The 18,598-nt window shown below is 69.7% G+C and carries 14 protein-coding genes and 2 pseudogenes; 4 read left to right on the top strand and 12 right to left on the bottom strand.

The genetic code is table 11. The features are described 5' to 3' along the window. The first annotated feature begins 211 nt into the window (after positions 1 to 211). From RE421_RS15045 to rpsI, 3 genes are all read left to right on the top strand, one after another. Positions 212 to 2,209 carry an S-layer homology domain-containing protein gene (locus RE421_RS15045; protein WP_309811780.1) on the top strand — a complete coding sequence of 666 codons (1,998 nt, stop codon included), beginning with the start codon at positions 212 to 214 and terminating at the stop codon, positions 2,207 to 2,209. Between the two features lie 293 nt (positions 2,210 to 2,502). After that, the gene (rplM, locus tag RE421_RS15040) at positions 2,503 to 2,946 is read left to right on the top strand and encodes a 50S ribosomal protein L13 (protein ID WP_309811777.1); all 444 of its coding nucleotides are present in this window, start codon (positions 2,503 to 2,505) and stop codon (positions 2,944 to 2,946) included. A 32-nt stretch (positions 2,947 to 2,978) separates the two neighbouring features. After that, positions 2,979 to 3,476, top strand: coding sequence for a 30S ribosomal protein S9 (gene rpsI / locus RE421_RS15035; protein WP_309811772.1), 498 nt, complete (start codon positions 2,979 to 2,981; stop codon positions 3,474 to 3,476). A 101-nt stretch (positions 3,477 to 3,577) separates the two neighbouring features. Here rpsI and RE421_RS15030 read toward each other — a convergent pair. After that, positions 3,578 to 4,885 (bottom strand): annotated as a pseudogene (locus RE421_RS15030) (ISL3 family transposase). A 160-nt stretch (positions 4,886 to 5,045) separates the two neighbouring features. Between RE421_RS15030 and RE421_RS15025 the strand changes: the two are divergent. Beyond that, positions 5,046 to 5,543 (top strand): transposase, encoded by a 498-nt coding sequence (locus RE421_RS15025; protein ID WP_309811769.1) that lies wholly within the window; start codon positions 5,046 to 5,048, stop codon positions 5,541 to 5,543. Positions 5,544 to 5,585: 42 nt separating this feature from the next. Here the strand turns inward: RE421_RS15025 and RE421_RS15020 are convergent, their stop codons facing one another. From RE421_RS15020 to RE421_RS14970, 11 genes and pseudogenes are all read right to left on the bottom strand, one after another. Next, positions 5,586 to 6,761: a zinc-dependent alcohol dehydrogenase gene (locus RE421_RS15020; protein WP_309811768.1), complete on the bottom strand. Its 1,176-nt coding sequence runs from the start codon at positions 6,759 to 6,761 to the stop codon at positions 5,586 to 5,588. A gap of 495 nt (positions 6,762 to 7,256) precedes the next feature. Beyond that, positions 7,257 to 8,069 (bottom strand): annotated as a pseudogene (locus tag RE421_RS15015) (ISL3 family transposase); the annotation flags it as partial. Positions 8,070 to 8,301: 232 nt separating this feature from the next. Then, positions 8,302 to 9,282 (bottom strand): ArsA family ATPase, encoded by a 981-nt coding sequence (locus RE421_RS15010; protein WP_309811767.1) that lies wholly within the window; start codon positions 9,280 to 9,282, stop codon positions 8,302 to 8,304. After that, entirely contained in the window at positions 9,273 to 9,542 is a 270-nt protein-coding gene (locus RE421_RS15005; RefSeq protein ID WP_309811764.1) for a cory-CC-star protein, read from the bottom strand. The genes RE421_RS15010 and RE421_RS15005 overlap by 10 nt, the downstream gene beginning before the upstream one ends. Positions 9,543 to 9,552: 10 nt before the next feature. Continuing rightward, a complete protein-coding gene (locus tag RE421_RS15000) occupies positions 9,553 to 11,256 on the bottom strand; it encodes a carbon starvation protein A (RefSeq protein ID WP_309811762.1) in 1,704 nt (567 codons plus the stop codon). 91 nt (positions 11,257 to 11,347) lie between these two features. Beyond that, complete coding sequence (locus RE421_RS14995) at positions 11,348 to 12,538, bottom strand: N-acetylmuramoyl-L-alanine amidase (RefSeq protein ID WP_309811759.1); 1,191 nt, start codon at positions 12,536 to 12,538, stop codon at positions 11,348 to 11,350. Between the two features lie 164 nt (positions 12,539 to 12,702). Continuing rightward, entirely contained in the window at positions 12,703 to 12,930 is a 228-nt protein-coding gene (locus RE421_RS14990; protein ID WP_309811756.1) for a hypothetical protein, read from the bottom strand. 402 nt (positions 12,931 to 13,332) lie between these two features. Beyond that, a complete protein-coding gene (locus RE421_RS14985) occupies positions 13,333 to 14,310 on the bottom strand; it encodes a siderophore-interacting protein (protein ID WP_309811753.1) in 978 nt (325 codons plus the stop codon). 143 nt (positions 14,311 to 14,453) lie between these two features. After that, complete coding sequence (locus RE421_RS14980) at positions 14,454 to 16,277, bottom strand: glycoside hydrolase family 15 protein (protein WP_309811751.1); 1,824 nt, start codon at positions 16,275 to 16,277, stop codon at positions 14,454 to 14,456. An 11-nt stretch (positions 16,278 to 16,288) separates the two neighbouring features. Then, complete coding sequence (locus RE421_RS14975; RefSeq protein WP_309811748.1) at positions 16,289 to 17,167, bottom strand: SDR family oxidoreductase; 879 nt, start codon at positions 17,165 to 17,167, stop codon at positions 16,289 to 16,291. 103 nt (positions 17,168 to 17,270) lie between these two features. Beyond that, positions 17,271 to 18,494, bottom strand: a complete 1,224-nt coding sequence (locus RE421_RS14970; protein WP_309811745.1) for an acyltransferase — start codon at positions 18,492 to 18,494, stop codon at positions 17,271 to 17,273. Between the last annotated feature and the right edge of the window lie 104 nt (positions 18,495 to 18,598).

The following is an 18,598-nucleotide window of genomic DNA, read 5'->3' as shown; positions in this document are numbered from 1 at the left end:
GGCGCACGCCGATCGAGCCGCGCAGCCCGGCCCCACCAGCCCCTCGCAACCGTTACGATCCCGTGTCCCCGCAGTCTGGATGCGTCGGCTAGATTCAGCGATCATCACCGCAGCACCGGACTCCGCCGCCGGCCCTTCGCAGGAGCCCGGATGCCACGACCCTGCGCGGTTCGACCGCACCGGAACCCGGTGCCTGCACAGAGGCCACCTCATGAATCCCGCACCGTCGCCCTCAGACCTCCCTCCGCCGCCCGCGCGCCACTCCGGGCCCGAGGCGGTGGGCGTCTCCCCGCGGTCAGAAGGCACGACGCCGGCCGCCCCCGCCCTGCGCGCGGGCCGGTTCCGCTCGGCGATGGCCTCAGCCATCTGTGGCCGGTCCGCGCGCCGGTTCCGCCCGGCAAACGCCTCGGCCCCCGCCCTGCCCTCGCGTCGGTTCCGCCCGGCGAAGGTGACGGCCGCTGCGGTGCTGGCGGGCGCCGTCGTCGTGGGTCCGGCTGCCATCCTCCCGGCCGCTGCCGACACCACCAGCCCGGCCGCCGCCATTGCCAATCCAGCGGCCAACCCCGCACTGACCAGCGAGGAGCACGGCTACCCGGGCTACTTCAGCGGCCTGTCCGTGGTGGAGGACGAACTGAGCGCGGAGGCGAACCACCTCACGGTCCAGGCCGACTTCTGCCTCCACCCTGGGGCCACGGCGGAGGACGTGGTGGGCTTCGACATCATGTGGGACGCCCCGATCAGCAATTGGGAGCGGCTGGTCGGACTGGATGAGCGGTACACGTCCTCCGTCCCGGTCACCGATGACTCCGGCGATACCGTCCTGACCGCCGACCTGGTCTTCTCCGTCACCGATCTCGGGGACGACTGGGGGCAGGAGCTCAAGACGAGCGTTGACCTCCACCTCGCCCCGGGAGCCGCCCCAGGGGACGGAGCCGCCCCGGGTGCCGGCTCCTGCGGCACGCTGGAACTGCCGATCGCCGCCCCGCTGGCGCTGGCCGACGTCGTGGAATCCCAACCGGAGGACCCGGCCGACCACGGCGACCCCACCGACCCCGATTTCGGCGACGTCGAGGAGTTCGATCCCTTCGCCTACACGGTGTACTTCGTGGACCAGGACGGGCGCCGCAGCTCGGATGTGGTGCGGCTGAACCCCACCGAGCTGCCCGTACGCGAGGCCTGGGTCAGCGGCGAGCTGGACTTCACCGGCTCCACGCACTGGGTGCTGCTCACGCAGTCGGGCCCGGCGGGCGCCTCGGAGACCGCGGTGGTCCTGCGGGACGGCACGCTCTGCCGTGAGCCCTATGAGGCCCTGATCATCGACTCCAGCACCCTGATGCCCACCAACCAAGAGCCTGACCTGGACGTCAGCTGCGAGGACGGGACCAAGACGTTCACCCTGGAGAACCGCCTGCGGGCCGACCGCCAACTGGTGGTCTCCCAGTTCGATCCCCGGCCGGGGGCCGCGGCCGTCGCCCACGAGTTGACGGCGGACCTCATCACCGGCGGCGTCACGGAGCGCCGGACCGCTCAGGTGATCTCGGCCGCGCCCGCGGGCCGGCTGACCGGCCCCTGGACCGCCCCGGAGGCCTGCCCGGCGCCCTTCGCGGACAACGCGCTCGGTGCCCCCGCCGGCAGCAGCACCTCTGCCTACCACCGGGACATCCGCTGGATGCAGTGCTGGTCCATCACCGAGGGCTACGCGGACAACACCTACCGCGCGGGCCGGTCCATCAGCCGCGGCGAATCGGTGGCCTTCCTCCACCGCTACACCGAGCAGGTGGGCGAGGCCTTCCCGCTGCTGTCCCCCGGAGAGGCGAGCCTCTGGGACGAGTTCGAGCAAGACCCATTCCAGGACGTCGGCGAGGACCATCCCTTCGCCGAGCCCATCGCCTGGGCCGTGGGCCAGGGGCTGACCTACGGCTATGCGGACGGCACCTTCGGTCCGGCGCGGCCGGTGACGCGCGGCGAGCTGGCGGCCTTCACCTACCGCCTGGTGGACGCGGGCTACAGCGGCTATGAGCCCGGCGAGGACGCCCCCTTCAGCGACGTACCGGCCGAGCACGCGTTCGCCACCGAGATCGGGTGGCTCGCCGAGCAGGAGGTCCTGAACGGCTACGGGGACGGCACCTTCCGCCCCGGCCAGCGGATCAGCCGCGGCGAGGTCGCGCGCGTCCTGACCCAGCTCCACGAGCAGCTGGTCCAGCGCTGAGCGGCACGACGGCGGGACCGGCGCTCCGCGCCGGCGCTTTGCCCCGACCGCGTAGACACGGTAGTATTGACCTTCGTTGTGCGTGTCCATTCCCGGATTCGCTGTGCCCACGGGTGGCCTGGTTGCATGGTCGCTATAGCCCGGGGCACCGTCGGGAAGCTTTCGGACCCGGCCTCACGTCAGTCCTCACCTGACGTACCGGCTGCGCACCGATGAACTCAGTGACCGGCTTCGCGATTTCACGACCGCGGGCCGGAGAGCTGTAACCGACACCGAACACGAAGGCAAACAACGTGCGTACGTACACCCCGAAGCCCGGCGACGCCGATCGCCAGTGGCACGTCATTGACGCCACTGATGTCGTGCTGGGTCGTCTTGCCAGCCAGACCGCAACACTGCTGCGCGGAAAGCACAAGCCGACCTTCGCCCCCCACATGGACATGGGCGATTTCGTCATCATCATCAACGCTGAGAAGGTCGCCCTCACCGGCGCCAAGCTCGAGAAGAAGCGCGCCTACCGCCACTCCGGTTTCCCGGGTGGGCTCTCCTCCGTCTCCTACGCGGAACTGCTGGAGAAGAACCCGGTGCGCGCCGTGGAGAAGGCCGTGCGCGGCATGCTCCCGAAGAACTCCCTGTCTGCTGAGCAGATGCACAAGTTGAAGGTGTTCCGCGGTGCCGAGCACACGCACGCCGCCCAGCAGCCCAAGACATTCGAAATCGGCCAGGTCGCCCAGTAGCGGTCAGCCCCCAGAATCTTTCAAGGAGAACCATGACTCTCAATGAGAATGAGTCGACCGAGGAAGTGGAGCTGACCAGCTACACCTCCGAGTCCACGTCTGCCCCCGAGACCGTCGCCGTGGCCGAGCGCCCGGCGCTGACCGTCGGCGGCGGCGCCGTGGGCCGCCGCAAGCAGGCGATCGCCCGCGTGCGCCTGGTCCCGGGCTCCGGCCAGTGGACCATCAACGGCCGCAGCCTCGAGAACTACTTCCCGAACAAGCTGCACCAGCAGGAGGTCAACGACCCCTTCAAGCTTCTCGAGCTCGAGGGCGCCTATGACGTCATCGTCCGCATCACCGGCGGCGGCCCCTCCGGCCAGTCCGGTGCCGTGCGCCTCGGTGTGGCCCGCTCCCTGAACGAGATCGACCGCGAGAACAACCGCGCCGCTCTCAAGAAGGCTGGCTTCCTGACCCGCGACGCCCGTGTGGTGGAGCGCAAGAAGGCCGGCCTCAAGAAGGCCCGCAAGGCCTCGCAGTTCTCGAAGCGCTGATCCTTCAGCACTTCCCCCTCTCGCACGGTGCGGGCGTCAACCCTTCGGGGATGGCGCCCGCACCGTCGTTTAACGGGGTTCATGGGCGTTTATGGGGCTCATCACAATCCGGGGTGTAGCAGTGGCCTGAATCCACCGGGTTCCAGCAGCGACCGGGCGATGTAGTTCGTCAGGTTCCGGAACCCGAGGGCCGATCCGCGGAGGTGTTCGAGGCGGCCGTTGATGGCCTCGGTGGGACCGTTGGAAGTGCCGGGGCGGTCGAAGTAGGCCAGGATGTCCGCCGCCCTCTTCTTCAAGGTCCGGCCCAGCGCTGCCAGTTCGGCGAGCTTCTTCGGCACTGCCCGGCCGAGCTTGGCGATCAACGTGGCCATCATCGTCTTGCCCTTGGCACGGTCCGGCTCCCGGTAGGCGGCGACCATGTGCTGGTAGAACGCCCAGGTGGCCTCGACCTCCACGTGCTCATCCCCGTCGAAGACGTCCTGGATCTTCGAGTACTGCCGATCAGTCAGCAGGTCCGCGCCGGTCAGCAGGGTGCGCCGGGCCTTGTAGAGCGGGTCTCCCTTGCGGCCGCGGTGGCCGTGGACCTGCTGCTGGACCCGGCGCCGGCATTTCTCCACGGCATCCCCGGCCAAGCGGACGACGTGGAAGGGATCCATGACCGCCACCGCGTCGGGCAACTCCTCCTCCGCCGCGGTCTTGAACCCGGTGAAGCCGTCCATGGCCACCACCTCGACGCCGTCCCGCCAGACCTGGCCGCGTTCGGCGAGCCAAGTCTTGAAGACCTGCTTGGACCGGCCCTCGACCATGTCCAACAACCTCGCCGGGCCGGTCCCGGCCCGTAGCGGGGAGAGGTCGATGATCACGGTGACGTACTTGTCCCCACGGCGGGTGTGGCGCCACACGTGCTCGTCCACGCCGATCGCGGTGACGCCGTCGAACCGGGACGGGTCGTCGATCAGAATCCGCTTGCCCTCGGCGAGGACGGCGTCGTTGGCGGTGTTCCACCGCACTGCCAGTGACTCGGCGACCCGGGCGACGGTCAGATGGCCGATCACCAGGGCCTCCAGAGACCAGCGCAGGGCCTGGCGGGAGAGCTTGGCCTTGGGTTCGGCCGCGGCGGTGGTGTCCTGGCGCTAGACGTGGGCGCAGTCGGCGCATCGGTAGCGCCGAACCGTGATGTGCAGGCTGGTGGGTCGCCAGCCCAGCGGCTCGTGGGCCAGCCGGCGGATCACGGTGCCGCGTGGTGTGCCCTGGGATCCGCAGCGGTGGCACCAGTCGTCGGGCTCGACCACCTTGCAGGCCAGCACCGCCCGACCTGGCTCCAGACGTTGGCCGGTGGCTTCGAGGCCGAGCTCGTCCAGGCGGCAGAACTTGGTCAGATCACAGCTGTCGAAGGTAGCGTTGGGCACGTCGAGGTCTTTCAGATGGCTGGCGTAGGAACCTCCATCTTCGGAAGGCCTCGACCTCTATCCAGCCAACGACGCGCCGATCCTCCGAGAACCCCGTCTACACCCTCAATTGTGAAGAGCCAAAGCAGCTAATCACAAACGAGGGTGTCAAGCCCCGGGTTTGACAGTCTGGCCGGACACGGTGGTGCAGACCTGCATCGTGCACCTGATGCGCAACAGCTTCCGCTACTCCGCCCGGCAGGACTGGGACGCGATCTCCCGGTCGCTCAAGCCCGTCTACCAGACCGGCACCGTAGCCGAAGCCGAGGAGAGCTTCCTAGAGTTCCAGGAGGAGTGGGTGCAGAAGTATCCGGCGATTGTGCGGTTGTGGTCGAACGCGTGGGCGGAGGTCAGGCCGTTCCTGCAGTTCGACCGCGAGATCCGACGGATCGTGTGCACCACGAACGCGATCGAGTCCATCAACGCCCGGATCTGCAAGGCCGTCCGGGCACGCGGCCACTTCCCCAACGAGCAGGCCGCGCTCAAGTGCGTCTACCTGGCCGTGATGGCCCTCGATCCCACGGGCAAGGGCCGGGCCAGATGGACCCAACGCTGGAAGCAAGCACTCAACGCATTCGACGTCGCCTTCGACGGTCGGCTCTCCGCCCACCGCCGCTGACCAACTACAACCCAGCTACACCGTTAGATTGACAGACCCAGACTACGGCTTCAGCACCGCCTTGATGCAGCCGTCTTGCTTCTTCTGAAACTTCTCGTACATCTCCGGCGCCTCGTCCAGGGACGCGGTGTGCGTCTTGAGGTCGAGAACCCCCAACGGGTCCGAAGGATCGTCGACCAGCGGCAAGAGGTCATCGGTCCACCGCTTCACGTTGCACTGGCCCATGCGTAGCTGGATCTGCTTGTCGAACATCGTGAGCATTGGCAGGGGGTCCTTCATGCCGCCGTACACCCCGCTGATGGAGATCGTTCCGCCGCGCCGAACGGCGTCGATGGCGGTGTACAGTGCGGCGAGCTTGTCCACCCCGGCCGTCTCCATCGCCTTGCGGCCCAGCGGGGACGGCAGCAGCCCCACCGCCTGGTGGGCCGCACCGGCCACGGGTGAGCCGTGAGCTTCCATACCGACCGCGTCCACCACGGAATCCGGACCGCGGCCGTCCGTGAGGTCCTTCAGCTGCTCCGCTACGTCGCTGGAGGAGTCCAGCGTCTCGATGCCGTGGCGTTCGGCCATGGACCGCCGCTCGGCGACCGGGTCCACCGCGAGCACCCGGTAGCCCAAGTGCCGGCCGATCCGGGCGGACATCTGACCGATCGGGCCTAAGCCCAGCACGGCCAGGGAGCCACCCGACGGGGGCGCGGCATACTGCACGGCCTGCCACGCCGTGGGCACCACGTCGGAGAGGTACAGGTAGCGCTCGTCCTCGCCGGTGTTCGGGACCTTAATGGGTCCGTAGTCCGCGTGTGGGACACGCAAGTACTCGGCCTGCCCGCCGGGCACCGAACCGTAGAGGCGGGAGTAGCCCAAGAAGACTGCACCGCTGTTGTACTCCCGGACCTGGGTCGTCTCGCACTGCGACTGCAAGCCTTGCTTGCACATGAAGCAGTGGCCGCAGGAGACGTTGAAGGGAATCACCACGCGGTCCCCGGCCTTGATATGGGTAACGGCGGAGCCGACCTCTTCCACGATCCCCATGGGCTCGTGGCCGATGACGTCGCCTTTGTCCATGAACGGGGTGAGCACCTCATACAAGTGCAGGTCCGACCCGCAGATGGCGGTCGAGGTGATCCGCACGATCGCGTCCGTGGGCTCTTGGATCCGGGGATCCGGAACCTCCTCGACGCTCACGGAGCGCTTCCCCTGCCATGTCAGAGCCTTCATACGTCCTCCTTCTCAGGGCTGCCCCCCGGGCCGGGATGACAGCCTGCTGATCTGTCCGGTGTGACCGACACTACTATGACGTCTCGTTCTGATGAGCCCGGTGGGTCGCCGGTGAGTATCGGTCGGGATGTGTTGATTGAGCTCGCTATACCGTCGTGCTTGGTTGGGTACGCGGTCTGCGGGTGAGGAGCCTTTGAGTGCGGTGAACCATGCGGCAGTTGGCATTCCTTGAGGTTTCCCTCCCCGGGCTCGTCAGGAGCTGTTGGCGGGACCGTCAGAAGGACTGCCGGGCATGTTGGGTTGCCTGGAGTGCTGCAACCACGACATCACTGAAGTGGTCTGGTGCGGCGAAGGCCTCACGTTGGCACCTTGCGCCGATGCTTTCGCGCAGGATGTCCGCGACGACCGCCTCGACCAGTGGCTCCTCTCCATCGAGAGCGGCAATCGGCGTCCCGGGAACGGTCTTCAGGGTCCGTCGAGCATTCAAGATGATTGATCTTCTTGTGCCATGGCGGCGTGGAACGCGTCCCGAATCTGTCGCGGGATGAGCCCTCGATCGGCCATCTCGTCGGGCAGTTCCTCCTCCGCCGCGGTCTTGAACCCGGTGAAGCCGTCCATGGCCACCACCTCCACGTTGTCCCGCCGGGACTGGTCGCGGTCGGCCAGCCAGGTCTTGAACACCTGCTTGGAACGGCCTTCGACCATGTCCAACAGGCGGGCCGGCCCGGTGCCAGCGCGCAGCGGGGTGAGGTCGATGATCACCGTGACGTATCTGTCGCCGCCCCGGGGGTGGCGCCACACGTGCTCATCCACGCCGATCGCGGTGACGTTCGCGAACCGAGTCGGATCGTTGATCAGCAGGCGTCGTCCTTCGGCCAGGACGGCGTCGTTGGCGGTGTTCCACCGCACTGCCAGAGATTCAGCGACCCGGGCGATGGTCAGGTGCTGCACGACCAGTCCCTCCAGGGCCCAGCGCAGTGCCCGCCGGGAGATCTTGGCCTTGGGCTCAGCCGCCTTGGTGGTGTCTTGGCGCCACACGTGGGCGCAGTCATCACACCGGTAGCGGCGGACCGTGATGCGCAGCGTGGTCGGGCGCCAGCCCAACGGCTCGTGCGCCAACCGGCGGATCACCGTGCCACGTGGGGTTCCCTTCGATCCGCAGCGGTGGCACCAGTCATCCGGCTCCACAACCCGGCAGGCCAGTACCGCCCGACCTGGTTCCAGGCGTTGGCCAGTGGCTTCCAGGCCGAGCTCGTGAAGGCGGCAGAACTTGGTCAGGTCACAGTCGTCGAAGGTAGCGTTGAGCACGTCGAGGTCTTTCAGATGGCTTGTGTAGGAACTTCCATCTTCGGAAGGCCTCGACCTCTATCCAGCTACCGACGCGCCCACCCTTCGAGACCCACGTCTACACCCTCGTTTGTGATGAGCCGTTTATGGGGCACGACGGCGGCCGGGCACCCGGCCGTGTCGGTCCGGCGGCGCGGGGGTTCAGTGGCCGTCAGCCGTCAGCCGTCAGCCGTCAGCCGTCAGCCGTCAGCCGTCAAGGCAACAGGTCAGCGAACCGCTGGACGGCAGCCGGCCCGGTCACCTCCCCGGCGAGCAGCGGGAACTCCTCTACCGGCACCCCGGGCAGCTGGGATCGGAGTGAGGCCAGCTGCTCTGCCTCCGCGGCGTGGCGCCGCGCGAGGAACTCGCCCTGGTCGGTGGGGGAGCGGCGGTTGACCGCCAGCGCCGCCACCTCGAGTCCGGTCTGCGTGAGCTCCCGGTGCAGCGCCACCGATTCCAGCACCGGCAGTCGCTCTGCCGTCAGCACGACCACGAACGCGGTGAGCTCTGCGTCCGTCAGGAGATCGTGCATGCGGTGGAAGAGTGCCTGCCGGGCCTCGATGATGCGGCGGATCCGCGCGTCACGGGACTCCTGGGCGCTCCGCGGGGCGGGACTCCTGCCCTCGCGCCGGGCCCGGGGCTCCAGTCCCTTGATCGCGTCCGCGAAGCGTTCCGTCTGGGTCCGCCGGGAGAGCAGTCCCTCGGTCCACGCGGCCATCAGCTGCGGCAGGTCGAGCAGGCGGGTGGTGTGCCCGGTCGGGGCGGTGTCGAAGATGACCACGTCGTGACTCTCCAGACCTGCCGTGGCGATCTCACTGACCCGCTCGAGCATCGCGGCCTCATGGGTCCCGGGCGAGGAACGGGCCAGGTCGAAGTACCGGTCGACCTCCCGGTGCAGGTGCTCGGGCATCACGCCCTTGACCGTGGCCGCGACCGTGGACAGGTGCGCGTCAGCGGTGGCCCCAGGATCCACCTCGGTGCCGGTGATGCCCGGCGCCAGCTGGACGAGCCCGGAACCGATCGGCCGATCCCAGAGGTGGCCCAGGTTGTGGGCGGGGTCGGTGGAGACCAGCAGGACGGTCTTGCCGGTGCGGGCCAGGGCGGATGCGGCGGCGGAGGACAGGGTGGTCTTCCCGACCCCGCCCTTGCCGCCGAAGAACAGGATCCGGCGGTCCACCAGGTGATTCAGCAGCATGAGATCGAGTCCAGGGGAGAACGGTCCATGCCCATGCGGCGGTGCCATTCGTGGAAGCGGTCATAGACCACGGGCATCAGCTCCACGGTGTAGTAGTTCGCGGGGTTGGGCACCCCCAGGGCCTCGGAGAAGACCATCATCATGAACAGGTCCTCCTCGTCCCGCCGGGCGCGCGCGAAGGTGGCGCGGTACGGGCCGGCGTAGAACTCGTGGAGGCCGGCTGTCAGACTGGACAGCCGGCTCCGCCACCTGGTGGCCATGCGGCAGCCCCTACATCCGGGTGGACGGGTCGAGCTCGTCGGCCTCGGCGTTCTCATCCACGGCCGGCTCCCTCCGGGCCCGGTTCATCGACGAGGCGGCCTCGACCACCACCCACACGGCGGCGATCAGGATGACCAGGTCCAGTCCCAGCAGCAGCCAGTTCTGCTCCGCCAGGAACTGTCCCATCTGCACGATCAAGGCGTAGATGCTGACCACGAGCACGAACACCAGGGGGACCAGGACCGGCAGGACGGGCCGGCGCCGCTGGATCAGCATGATCGCGATGATGGACAGGGTCAGCGCCGCCAGCAACTGGTTCGTCGTCCCGAACAGCGGCCAGATGACCATGCCGCCGGAGCCGTCCCCACCGGCGCCGAAGGCCAGACCCATGGTGCAGGCCAGCACCACCAGGGTCGAGACCAGGACATTGATCTTGACCCCCATGATCTCGCCGATCTCGGAGACCACGAAGCGTTGCAGCCGGACCCCGGTGTCCATCGTCGTGGCCGCGAACAGCACCGCCATGGTGGCCAGGATCGTCGCGGACAGCGAGGAGGGGATGCCCAGCCCGGCATTGAGGATGTCCCCGCCGGCGGACACGAACGCGGCGACGCCGCCGTCGTTGAAGGCCGCATACACGGACTCCCACTCGGCCAGCGTGCGGAAGCCGGCCGTCGTCGCGATGATGGTGCCCAAGGCGAGTAGGCCCTCCCCGACGGCCCCGAAGTAGCCGACCAGCCGCGCGTCGGGCTCCCGGTTCAGCTGCTTGGAGCTGGTCCCGGAGGAGACGATGCCGTGGAAGCCGGAGATGGCGCCGCACGCGATCGTGACGAACAGCAGCGGGAACAGGCTGGGAGTGCCCTCCGGGACGTTCTGGTTGACGGCCGGGGCGACGACGGCCGGCGACGAGATGATGATGGCCAGGTAAAGGATGCCCAGGCCGATGAACAGCTGCAGGCCGTTGATGTAGTCGCGTGGCTGCAGCAGCACCCACACCGGCAACAGGGAGGCCACGCCCGCGTAGAGGAACAGCACGACGATCCAGAAGGCGGTGGCGCTCAGGCCCAGGATCGTGTCCGGCAGGACGATCGGGAACGCGTCGCCGAGGAGCATCAGGCCGTAGAGGGCGACCACGCCGACCACGGAGACGACCGGCAGGTTCCACTTCAGGCGGTAGATCGCCTGGCCGATGACCAGCGCCACCGCGATCGCGCCCCAGGTGGGGATGACCGCGGTGGGGGTGGAGACCAGCAGCCCGGCGATGACCACGGCGAACACCGCGTTGACCATGAGCAGCAGCAGGAAGATCACCACGAGGAAGAGGTTCCGGCCGTGCCGGCCGATGTACTTCCCGGACAGGGTACCGATCGACAGTCCCTTGTGGCGTGCGGAGGCCCAGAGCGAGCCCATGTCATGCATGCCCGCGAAGAACACCGTGCCGAGCGTGACCCAGAGGAACGCCGGAAGCCAGCCCCAGATCACGGCCACGGCCGGGCCGACGATGGGTGCCGCGCCCGCCACGGAGGTGAAGTGGTGGCCCCAGAGCACCCACTTGTTGGTCGGCACGAAATCGACGCCGTCCTCGTAGCGGTGCGCCGGCGTCTCATAGTCGGGGTCGAGCTTGAAGATGCGGCGGGAGATGTACTTCGAGTAGAGGAAGTAGCCGAGCAGGATCATGGCGACCCCGACAACAGCCAGGACGAGTGAGTTCACGGTGGCCTCCTTGGCACGGCGAGGGGCGTGGGTACCGTGGAGCCCCTCGGTGAATGATCAGCGAGTGATGTGGATTCCGGCCGGGGCGGGATCAGCGCCCGTGCTTCACGGCGTGCCAGGTATTCTGCCCTGCCACCCCGTCCACGGCCAGCCCCCGCGACTGCTGGTAACCCCTGACCGCGGACTCGGTCTGGTCCCCGAACACCCCGTCCGCGGCCAGAGCGGCGCCGTCGGCGGCGATGAGACCGCGCTGCAGGTACTCGACCTCGGTGCCGCCGTCCCCGGAGCGCACCGTGGATCCCGCGGCATGGTGGGTGGCCAGCGCGCCCCACGTCCGGGGGCCGACCACGCCGTCCACGCCCGTGCCGATCGAGGACTGGTACTCGCGGACCGCCTGCTCGGTGGCCTCGCCGAACACGCCGTCGGCCACACCGGTCCGGTGCCCGATCCCGGTGAGGGTCACCTGGACGCGGCGCACCGCGTCGCCCTCGTCTCCACGGCCCACCGTGGGGTAGTCGCGGGAGGTTCCCGGGCCGGCGTCGAGCCCTCCGGCCAGCGCGGCCTCGACCTCCTGGCGGAGGGCGGGCAGCTGCGCGTAGAAGGCGTCCCCGCAGCACAGGGTCTGGGCGCCGGGGGCGTCGCGGTGGGCGATGATGCGGTCCACGCCGATCCCGTACCGCTCGCAGATGAAGGCGCTGAGGTGCACGAGCGAGGCCCACTGGGCGTCCGTGGGCAGGACGCTGGTGTACATCCCGTCCACCTCGATGCCCACCGACTGGTCGTTGAACCCGTAGGCGTGGGCGCCCTCGATGAAGCGGGTCCCGTCCACCACGGCCGCCAGTGAGCCCTGCCGTCCCTCGAGCATCTGGCCGCCCCGGGCGATGGTGAACTGCTGCCCCGTGTCCGCCCAGCCGTTGGTCATGTGGTTGCGCTGGATCAGCCGGGCCACCGCGTGCGCCGCCTCGTCCGAGTAGTCGGCGGAGTTCTCGTGGGTGGTGTGGTGGATGACCAGGTGCCCGGGGCGGCGGTCGATCGTGGACAGCGGGCCCTTCGGGGAGGCCCCGCCCCAGCCCTTGACGGAGATGATGTCCGGACGGCTGACGGTCGCGGCGAAGGCGGGCGTGGTGGACGCGGAGACCGCGGTGCCGAAGGCGATCAGGCCGCCCAGGGCCGCGGAGCCCTGGAGGAGGCGGCGTCGCGAGAGGTGGGGGCGGGCCGGTTCAGTGCGGGCCGGGGTCGGTGCCGGGTACGAGGGGCGCGGTGCGGTGAGATGATCGTTCACGTCAGGCTCCATTCAGGAAGATCCGGAACCTCGCGGGGGATTGCCGGGGAAGCACGCGGGGCACCGGTCGCTGGTGGTGGTCGACTTGAGACGGTGACACCAACCTACGTGCGTGAGGTGCCTCATACCCGGCAGAAACGCCGGGACATGCCGGTGACCGGCTGTCAGCGGGCGAAGGCCTCCCACCAGTTCCAGATGCCGTACGGCGGGTCTTCACCCGAGAACCCGATGACCAGCATGCCGAAGAAGTAGTACAGCGCCAGGATGCCCCAGGCGAAGCCACCCACCACGGCGACGATGCCGAGGATCCGGGCCGCGCGAGCCGCTGACCTCGTCCCGGCGTCCGAGCAGGAGGCGATTGCCAACGCGCCTGAGGCGATGGCGGGGAACATGAGCGGAATCGTCAGGACGCCGAGTACGCCGAAGAACACGGCGAACCGCCCGCGGCCGAAGCCTGCCTGGGGCCTGAGCGTCGCCGGGTGGGGCTGGCCGGGGACCCGTGTGGGGTGCCCTTCCGGAGGTGGTCCCGGCTGCGGCTGCACGGGCGGTGGCTGAGGTCCTGAGGGGGATCGATCGCTCATGGGGCCTCCACGGTGGACGTCAGGGCCCGGTCCTGCCGGTCCCGGTCTTCGGCGGAACTCTGCGCCCCGCGGTTCGACTCACTCTAGGGAGTCTCGGCCGCCGCAGGAGGTGGCGGTCCGAATCTGTGGATAACCCCACCCCGTCGCACTTTCCGGGCAGAGATCACTAGTGATTCCTGCCCCCAAAGTTGAGGGGGTGGGGTGGTGCGGGGGTCAGGAGCCCTCGGCGCGGCCGATCTTCCAGTAGCCCATGAAGGACACACACTTGCGGTCGATCCCCAGGCCCTTGACCAGATGGCGGCGCAGCCCGGTGATGGTTCCGGCCTCGCCGGCCAGCCACGCGTACCAGTGACCGTGGGGGCTCTCCGGCGGGACCTCCCACAGGGTCGCCTCCGCCTCGGCCGCCTCCACATCGGTCTGACCCACGACGCCGGCCGCGCCCGTCACAGCGCCGGCTGCGGACCCGGCCACCTCGGCGCCGAACTCGCGGCCCCAGGCCTGCACGGCCTCGGTGAGCACCCCGCCGTGCGGGCGGGCGCCGCGGGCGAGCCAATTCAACTGCACCCCGGCCGGCGTGGACACGGGCAGGATGTCCGCGGCGTCCGGCACCTCGATGAACACGTGCCCGCTGAAGCCCTCGTCGAGGGTCTCCAGGATGGCGCAGATCGCGGGGGCGGCGGTCTCGTCGCCCACCATCAGCACCGTGCGGGCCGAGCCCGGGTCCCACTCGATGCCCCCGCTGCGGCCGCGGCCGCGCGTCTCGGAGCGCTCATCCGGCCCCAGGATCACCATCTCGTCCCCGACGGCGGCACCCAACGCCCAGGCCGAGGCCGGCCCCGCGGTCCCGTGCAGCACGAAGTCCACATCGATCTCGCGGACCTCCGGGCGGACCGCGCGCACGGTGTAGGTGCGCATGGCGTTGCGCTCGCCGTCCGGCAGCTCTCGCCAGCGGGTGTACCACTCCATCATCGCGGGGGCGGGATCGGCGAACAGGCCCACGTCCGGCAGGGTGCCGTCCGCCCGGGGCAGCATGAGCTTGATGCGCTGGTCGAGGCCGCCGGTGCCGAAGAACTGCAGGTCGTCGTCGGCGAAGGTGAACCGGACGAAGTGCTCGCCGAGCCGGCTGATCCGGGCCACCCGGGTCCGGTAGGCACGGGTGGCGGGGTACGTCTGGGTCGCGGTCGCGGTCATGGTCTGCTTTCCGTAGGGATCGAGGCGGGGCCCTCGACATCTCGACGTGCCAACCGACGATAGGTAAGGCACGCCTAATTAATCTACGGAATCATGCCGTATTGCGCAATGAGCGCGTGGGCTTCCGGATTGCCGCCCCGCCCTCACTGCCCGTTCAGCGTCAGCGCGGCCACCAGCAGGGCCAGATGGCTCAAGGCCTGCGGAATGTTGCCCAGGAACGCATCGTCCGCCGGGTCGATCATCTCGGTGTACAGGCCGAGGTCGTTGGCCCGGGCGAGCATCGCGTCCATCTGCTCCCGGGCCTCGGCCCGCCGTCCGACCAGGGCGAGGGCCGCCGCGCACCAGAAGCCGCACGCCGTGAAGGTCCCTTCCTCCGCGTCCATCCCGCTATACCGGTACAGCAGGGGCCCGCGGCCCAGTTCCTCGCGCAGGGCATCGATGGTGGAGGACATCCGCGGACCGGTGTCGAACCCGCTGATCGTGTGCAGCAGCACGGAGACGTCCAGTTCCTCGCTCCCGCGGTACATGACGTAGGCGCCGCGCTCCTCGGACCAGCCGTGCTCGTCGATCCAGGCCCGGATCCGGTCCCGCTCATCCCGCCACCGGTCGTCCGTGCCCGGCAGGTGCCCGCCGTCGGCCAGGGTGATGGCCCGGTCCAGGGCCACCCAGCAGCCCATCTTCGAGCTGGTGTAGTGCCGGTGCTCGGGCAGCTCCCACATGCCGGCATCGGGCCGGATCCAGAGGTCGCACACGGCGTCGGCCAGCCCGGATAGCATCCGGGCCGTCTCGGCGTCCAGCACATTGCCGCCGCCCACGTACAGGGTCGCCATGTCGAAGATGTCCCCGTAGACGCCGAGCTGCAACTGGTCGGCGGCGTCGTTGCCGGAGACCACGGGGCCGATGCCGCGCCAGCCGGGCACCTCCAGTTCCGTGGTGCCGGCCTCCGGCAGGTCACCGTTGAGCCGGTTCAGCACGTGCAGCCGGGGCTGCTGCTGCCGCGCCAGCCGCAGCAGCCAGGAGACGGCGGCGTGCACGTCTTCCTGTTCGTCCAGGCGCAGCAGCGCGTGCAGCGTGTAGGTGGCGTCACGGATCCAGGCGAAGCGGTAGTCGTAGTTCTTGGTGCCCTCGCGGTTCTCCGGCAGGGACGTGGTGGCGGCCGCCGCGATGGATCCGGACGGGCTGTGGCCGAGCAGCTTCAGCACCAGCGCGCTGCGGCGCACCTCGTCCTCGTAGGGGCCGTCGTACTCCAGCAGGTCGGTCCAGCGCCGCCACAGGTCCACGCTCAGGTCCACGTTCCGCCGGATCGCGTGCGACTCCGGCAGGCGCAGCGGCTCCGCCGCGGTCCCGACGACGGCCAGCAGGTGTTCTGTACCCTCACCCGAGGTGAACCCGCCGGAGAGGGTCTGCGGGCCGGCGTCGTGCGCTCCGATGTCCTCGCCGCGCACGGCGAGGGAGACCTCGCCGATGCGGATCACCGGGCCCTGGTCCGTCTGCTGGACCCACGGGGAGGCGGTGTTCAGCATGGTCCCCGGGATCACGCGCCACCGCATCGGGACCTGGCCGTCGAGACCCTCCACGCAGCGGGCGAGCTCGGTCCAGGGCAGGGCACCGGTGGAGCCCATGTTCACGGAATCGGTGACCCGCACGGTGCCCACCGGGGTGCTGTACGTGGTGCGCAGCACGTTCGTCCCGGGGACGTACTCGCGGTGGACCTCCAGGTCGGCGGCCACGTCCACGCCCGCGGCGCCCAGGGCCTCCTGGTCCGGAGCCAACTCGATGCAGCCGCCGTGGTCCGCGTCCAGCAGCCGGGCGAACACCGGGGCGGAGTCCAGGTCCGGCACGGGGAACCAGTCCACGGAGCCGTCATGCGCCACGAGGGCCACGGTCCGGCCGTTGCCGATCGCGGCGTAGGAGCGCAGGTCCACGTAGCCGTCGCAGCGGTCCTCCAGCGTCAAGCGTCCGCTCACGGGATCGTCGCTCACAGCATCGGCGATCCGCCCGTGACGGCCACCCGTGCTCCGGAGACGTAGCTGCCGTCGTCGCTGGCCAGCATCACGTAGACCGGGGCCAGTTCCGCGGGTTGGCCCGTGCGGCCGAGCGGCACCTGCTGGCCGAAGTCCTCCACCTGGTCCTCCGGCAGGGTGGACGGAATCAGCGGCGTCCAGATCGGGCCGGGGGCCACCGAGTTCACGCGGATGCCCTTTGGGCCGAGCAACTGCGCCAGCGAGGCGGAGAAGTTGGCGATGGCCGACTTGGTGGCCGCATAGGGGGCGAGGGTCGGGCTGGGGGAGTCGGCGTTCACCGAGGAGGTGCCGATGATGGAGGCACCGGGCTTCAGGTGCGGCAGCGCGGCCTTGGCCAGGTAGAAGTAGTGGCCGATGTTGAGCCGGAAGGTGTGGTCGAACTCCTCGTCGGAGATCTCCTCGAGGGTCTCGTGGGACATCTGGAACGCGGCGTTGGCCACGAGCACGTCCAGCCGGCCGAACTCGTCGACGGCCCGCTGCACCACGGCGCGGCAGTGGGCCGGCTCGGAGAGGTCGCCGGGGACCAGCACGGCGCGGCGCCCGGCCTCCTCCACATACCGCGCGGTGTCCTGAGCGTCCTCATCCTCGTTGAGGTAGGCGATCAGCACGTCCGCACCCTCGCGGGCGAAGGCGATGGCCACGGCGCGGCCGATCCCGCTGTCCCCGCCGGTGACGATGGCGGCCCGGCCCTCGAGCTTGCCGGAACCCTGGTAGCTGGTCTCGCCGCAGTCCGGCACGGGCGTCATCTGGGATTGCACGCCCGGCACCGGCTGGTGCTGGGCGGGGATGTCCTGCGGGTAGTCCTCGGGCTTCGTCTGGCGTGATGGCGTCATGATGGCCTTCCCTGGTCGGCAGCGTGGGGCCCACTGTAGGGGAGTGCGCCGAGGCGGTCCATGCTCGGGCACGACGTCGGCCCCCGCCGGTGGCGCTGTCAGGTCACCGGGGGACGTCCAGCCGTCGCGCCGCGTCCGGCCGTCCCGCCGCGGCCAGCCGCCGCACCGCGGCCGGTGCCTGCAGCAGCCACGTGCGACCGGCCGCGCGGCCCAGCAGCAGGCCCAGGCCGATCGCGGTGAGGGCCACGGCCACCACCGTCCACGCCGCCCACGGTGCCCCGAGCAGGGGTGATCCAGCCAGGTAGAGCACACAGGCCAGGGCGACCACGATCGTGGTGTGGGACAGGTACACCTCCAGGGTGTGCCGGCCCAGGTGCGCCAGCCCGCGCGCCACGGCCGGGACCGACTGCAGGGTCACGGCCAGGGCGAGGCCGCCGATCACGCCGCAGACCTGGCCGAGGAACTCCACCCCGACCGAGTCGCGATGCCCGTCCAGCACGTCCAGCCAGACGAACGCCACGAACCAGCCCGCCGCCACGGCAGCCCAGGCGGTCCGCGGAAGGCGGGCGACGCCGTCGCGCATCAGGGAGCTGCCCCGCGCCGCGGCGAGGAAGAACACGAGGTAGGCCGGGGCCTGGTGGAATCCGGTGCCCAGCAGGTGGCGGATCTCGCCGGGCTCCCACCCGGCGACGCCCTGCCAGAGGACCCCGGACCAGAGCACGGACACGGCGGCGGCCGCCAGCAGGAGCACGCCGGTGGGGACGTTCCGCACCAGCCGGCCGACCAGGAAGAACCCCACGAGCGCCCAGAGGAACCACAGTTCGGCGTTGGCGCGCAGCGGGGACCACGCCCACGTCTCGAGCTGCTGCGGCAGGTCGGTGGCCACCATGCCCGGCAGCAGCTCGCCGCCGATGATCCGGTAGGCGATGATCGGGATCTGCCAGAGCAGGAACACCCAGGCCAGCAGCGCGAGCTTGCCCCGCAGGAGGTCTCGCCAGCCGGCGCGCAGCCACTTGGCGGCGAACAGCCCGGACATCGCGAAGAACAGCGGCATGCGCAGGTCCTCGAACGCCAGGTTCAGCGTGCTGAACGCCTCGATCCGCTCCATGTCCGCCTGGCGCAGCCACAGGCTCGTGTGCAGCAGGACCACCAGGACGATGGACAGGCCCTTGGCGGTGTCCACCCACTGATCGCGGGCCCGGATGCTGGGCTGGTTGGGTTGGGCGTGGGGCTGGACGGGTTGGTCGAGGGACCGGGCAGGGGACTGCGCGCGAGGCAGGGCAGGGGACGGTGCGCCGGGCAGGGAGGGACGGACGGTGCGGGGCATGGAGGCATTTCGGCTGGGGGCAGCGGTGGCAGTCAGGTCATGGTCACGGCGGCAGACGCCGGTGACAGGGACAGCACTCCACGGTACCCCGGGGCCGGCGCCGA

Origin of the sequence: Citricoccus sp. I39-566 (assembly GCF_031432995.1) — a bacterium.
In the GTDB taxonomy this organism is placed as follows: Bacteria; Actinomycetota; Actinomycetes; order Actinomycetales; family Micrococcaceae; genus Citricoccus; species Citricoccus nitrophenolicus_A.
Note: the sequence above shows the minus strand (reverse complement) of the source record. Positions and strands in the feature narration are given on the sequence as shown.

Coding starts and splice junctions, on each gene's coding strand:
- RE421_RS15045 (WP_309811780.1), top strand. CDS start 212: ATGAATCCCGCACCGTCGCCCTCAGACCTCCCTCCGCCGCCCGCGCGC.
- rpsI (WP_309811772.1), top strand. CDS start 2,979: ATGACTCTCAATGAGAATGAGTCGACCGAGGAAGTGGAGCTGACCAGC.
- RE421_RS15020 (WP_309811768.1), bottom strand. CDS start 6,761: ATGAAGGCTCTGACATGGCAGGGGAAGCGCTCCGTGAGCGTCGAGGAG.
- RE421_RS15010 (WP_309811767.1), bottom strand. CDS start 9,282: ATGCTGCTGAATCACCTGGTGGACCGCCGGATCCTGTTCTTCGGCGGC.
- RE421_RS15005 (WP_309811764.1), bottom strand. CDS start 9,542: ATGGCCACCAGGTGGCGGAGCCGGCTGTCCAGTCTGACAGCCGGCCTC.
- RE421_RS14990 (WP_309811756.1), bottom strand. CDS start 12,930: ATGTTCCCCGCCATCGCCTCAGGCGCGTTGGCAATCGCCTCCTGCTCG.
- RE421_RS14985 (WP_309811753.1), bottom strand. CDS start 14,310: ATGACCGCGACCGCGACCCAGACGTACCCCGCCACCCGTGCCTACCGG.
- RE421_RS14975 (WP_309811748.1), bottom strand. CDS start 17,167: ATGACGCCATCACGCCAGACGAAGCCCGAGGACTACCCGCAGGACATC.
- RE421_RS14970 (WP_309811745.1), bottom strand. CDS start 18,494: ATGCCCCGCACCGTCCGTCCCTCCCTGCCCGGCGCACCGTCCCCTGCC.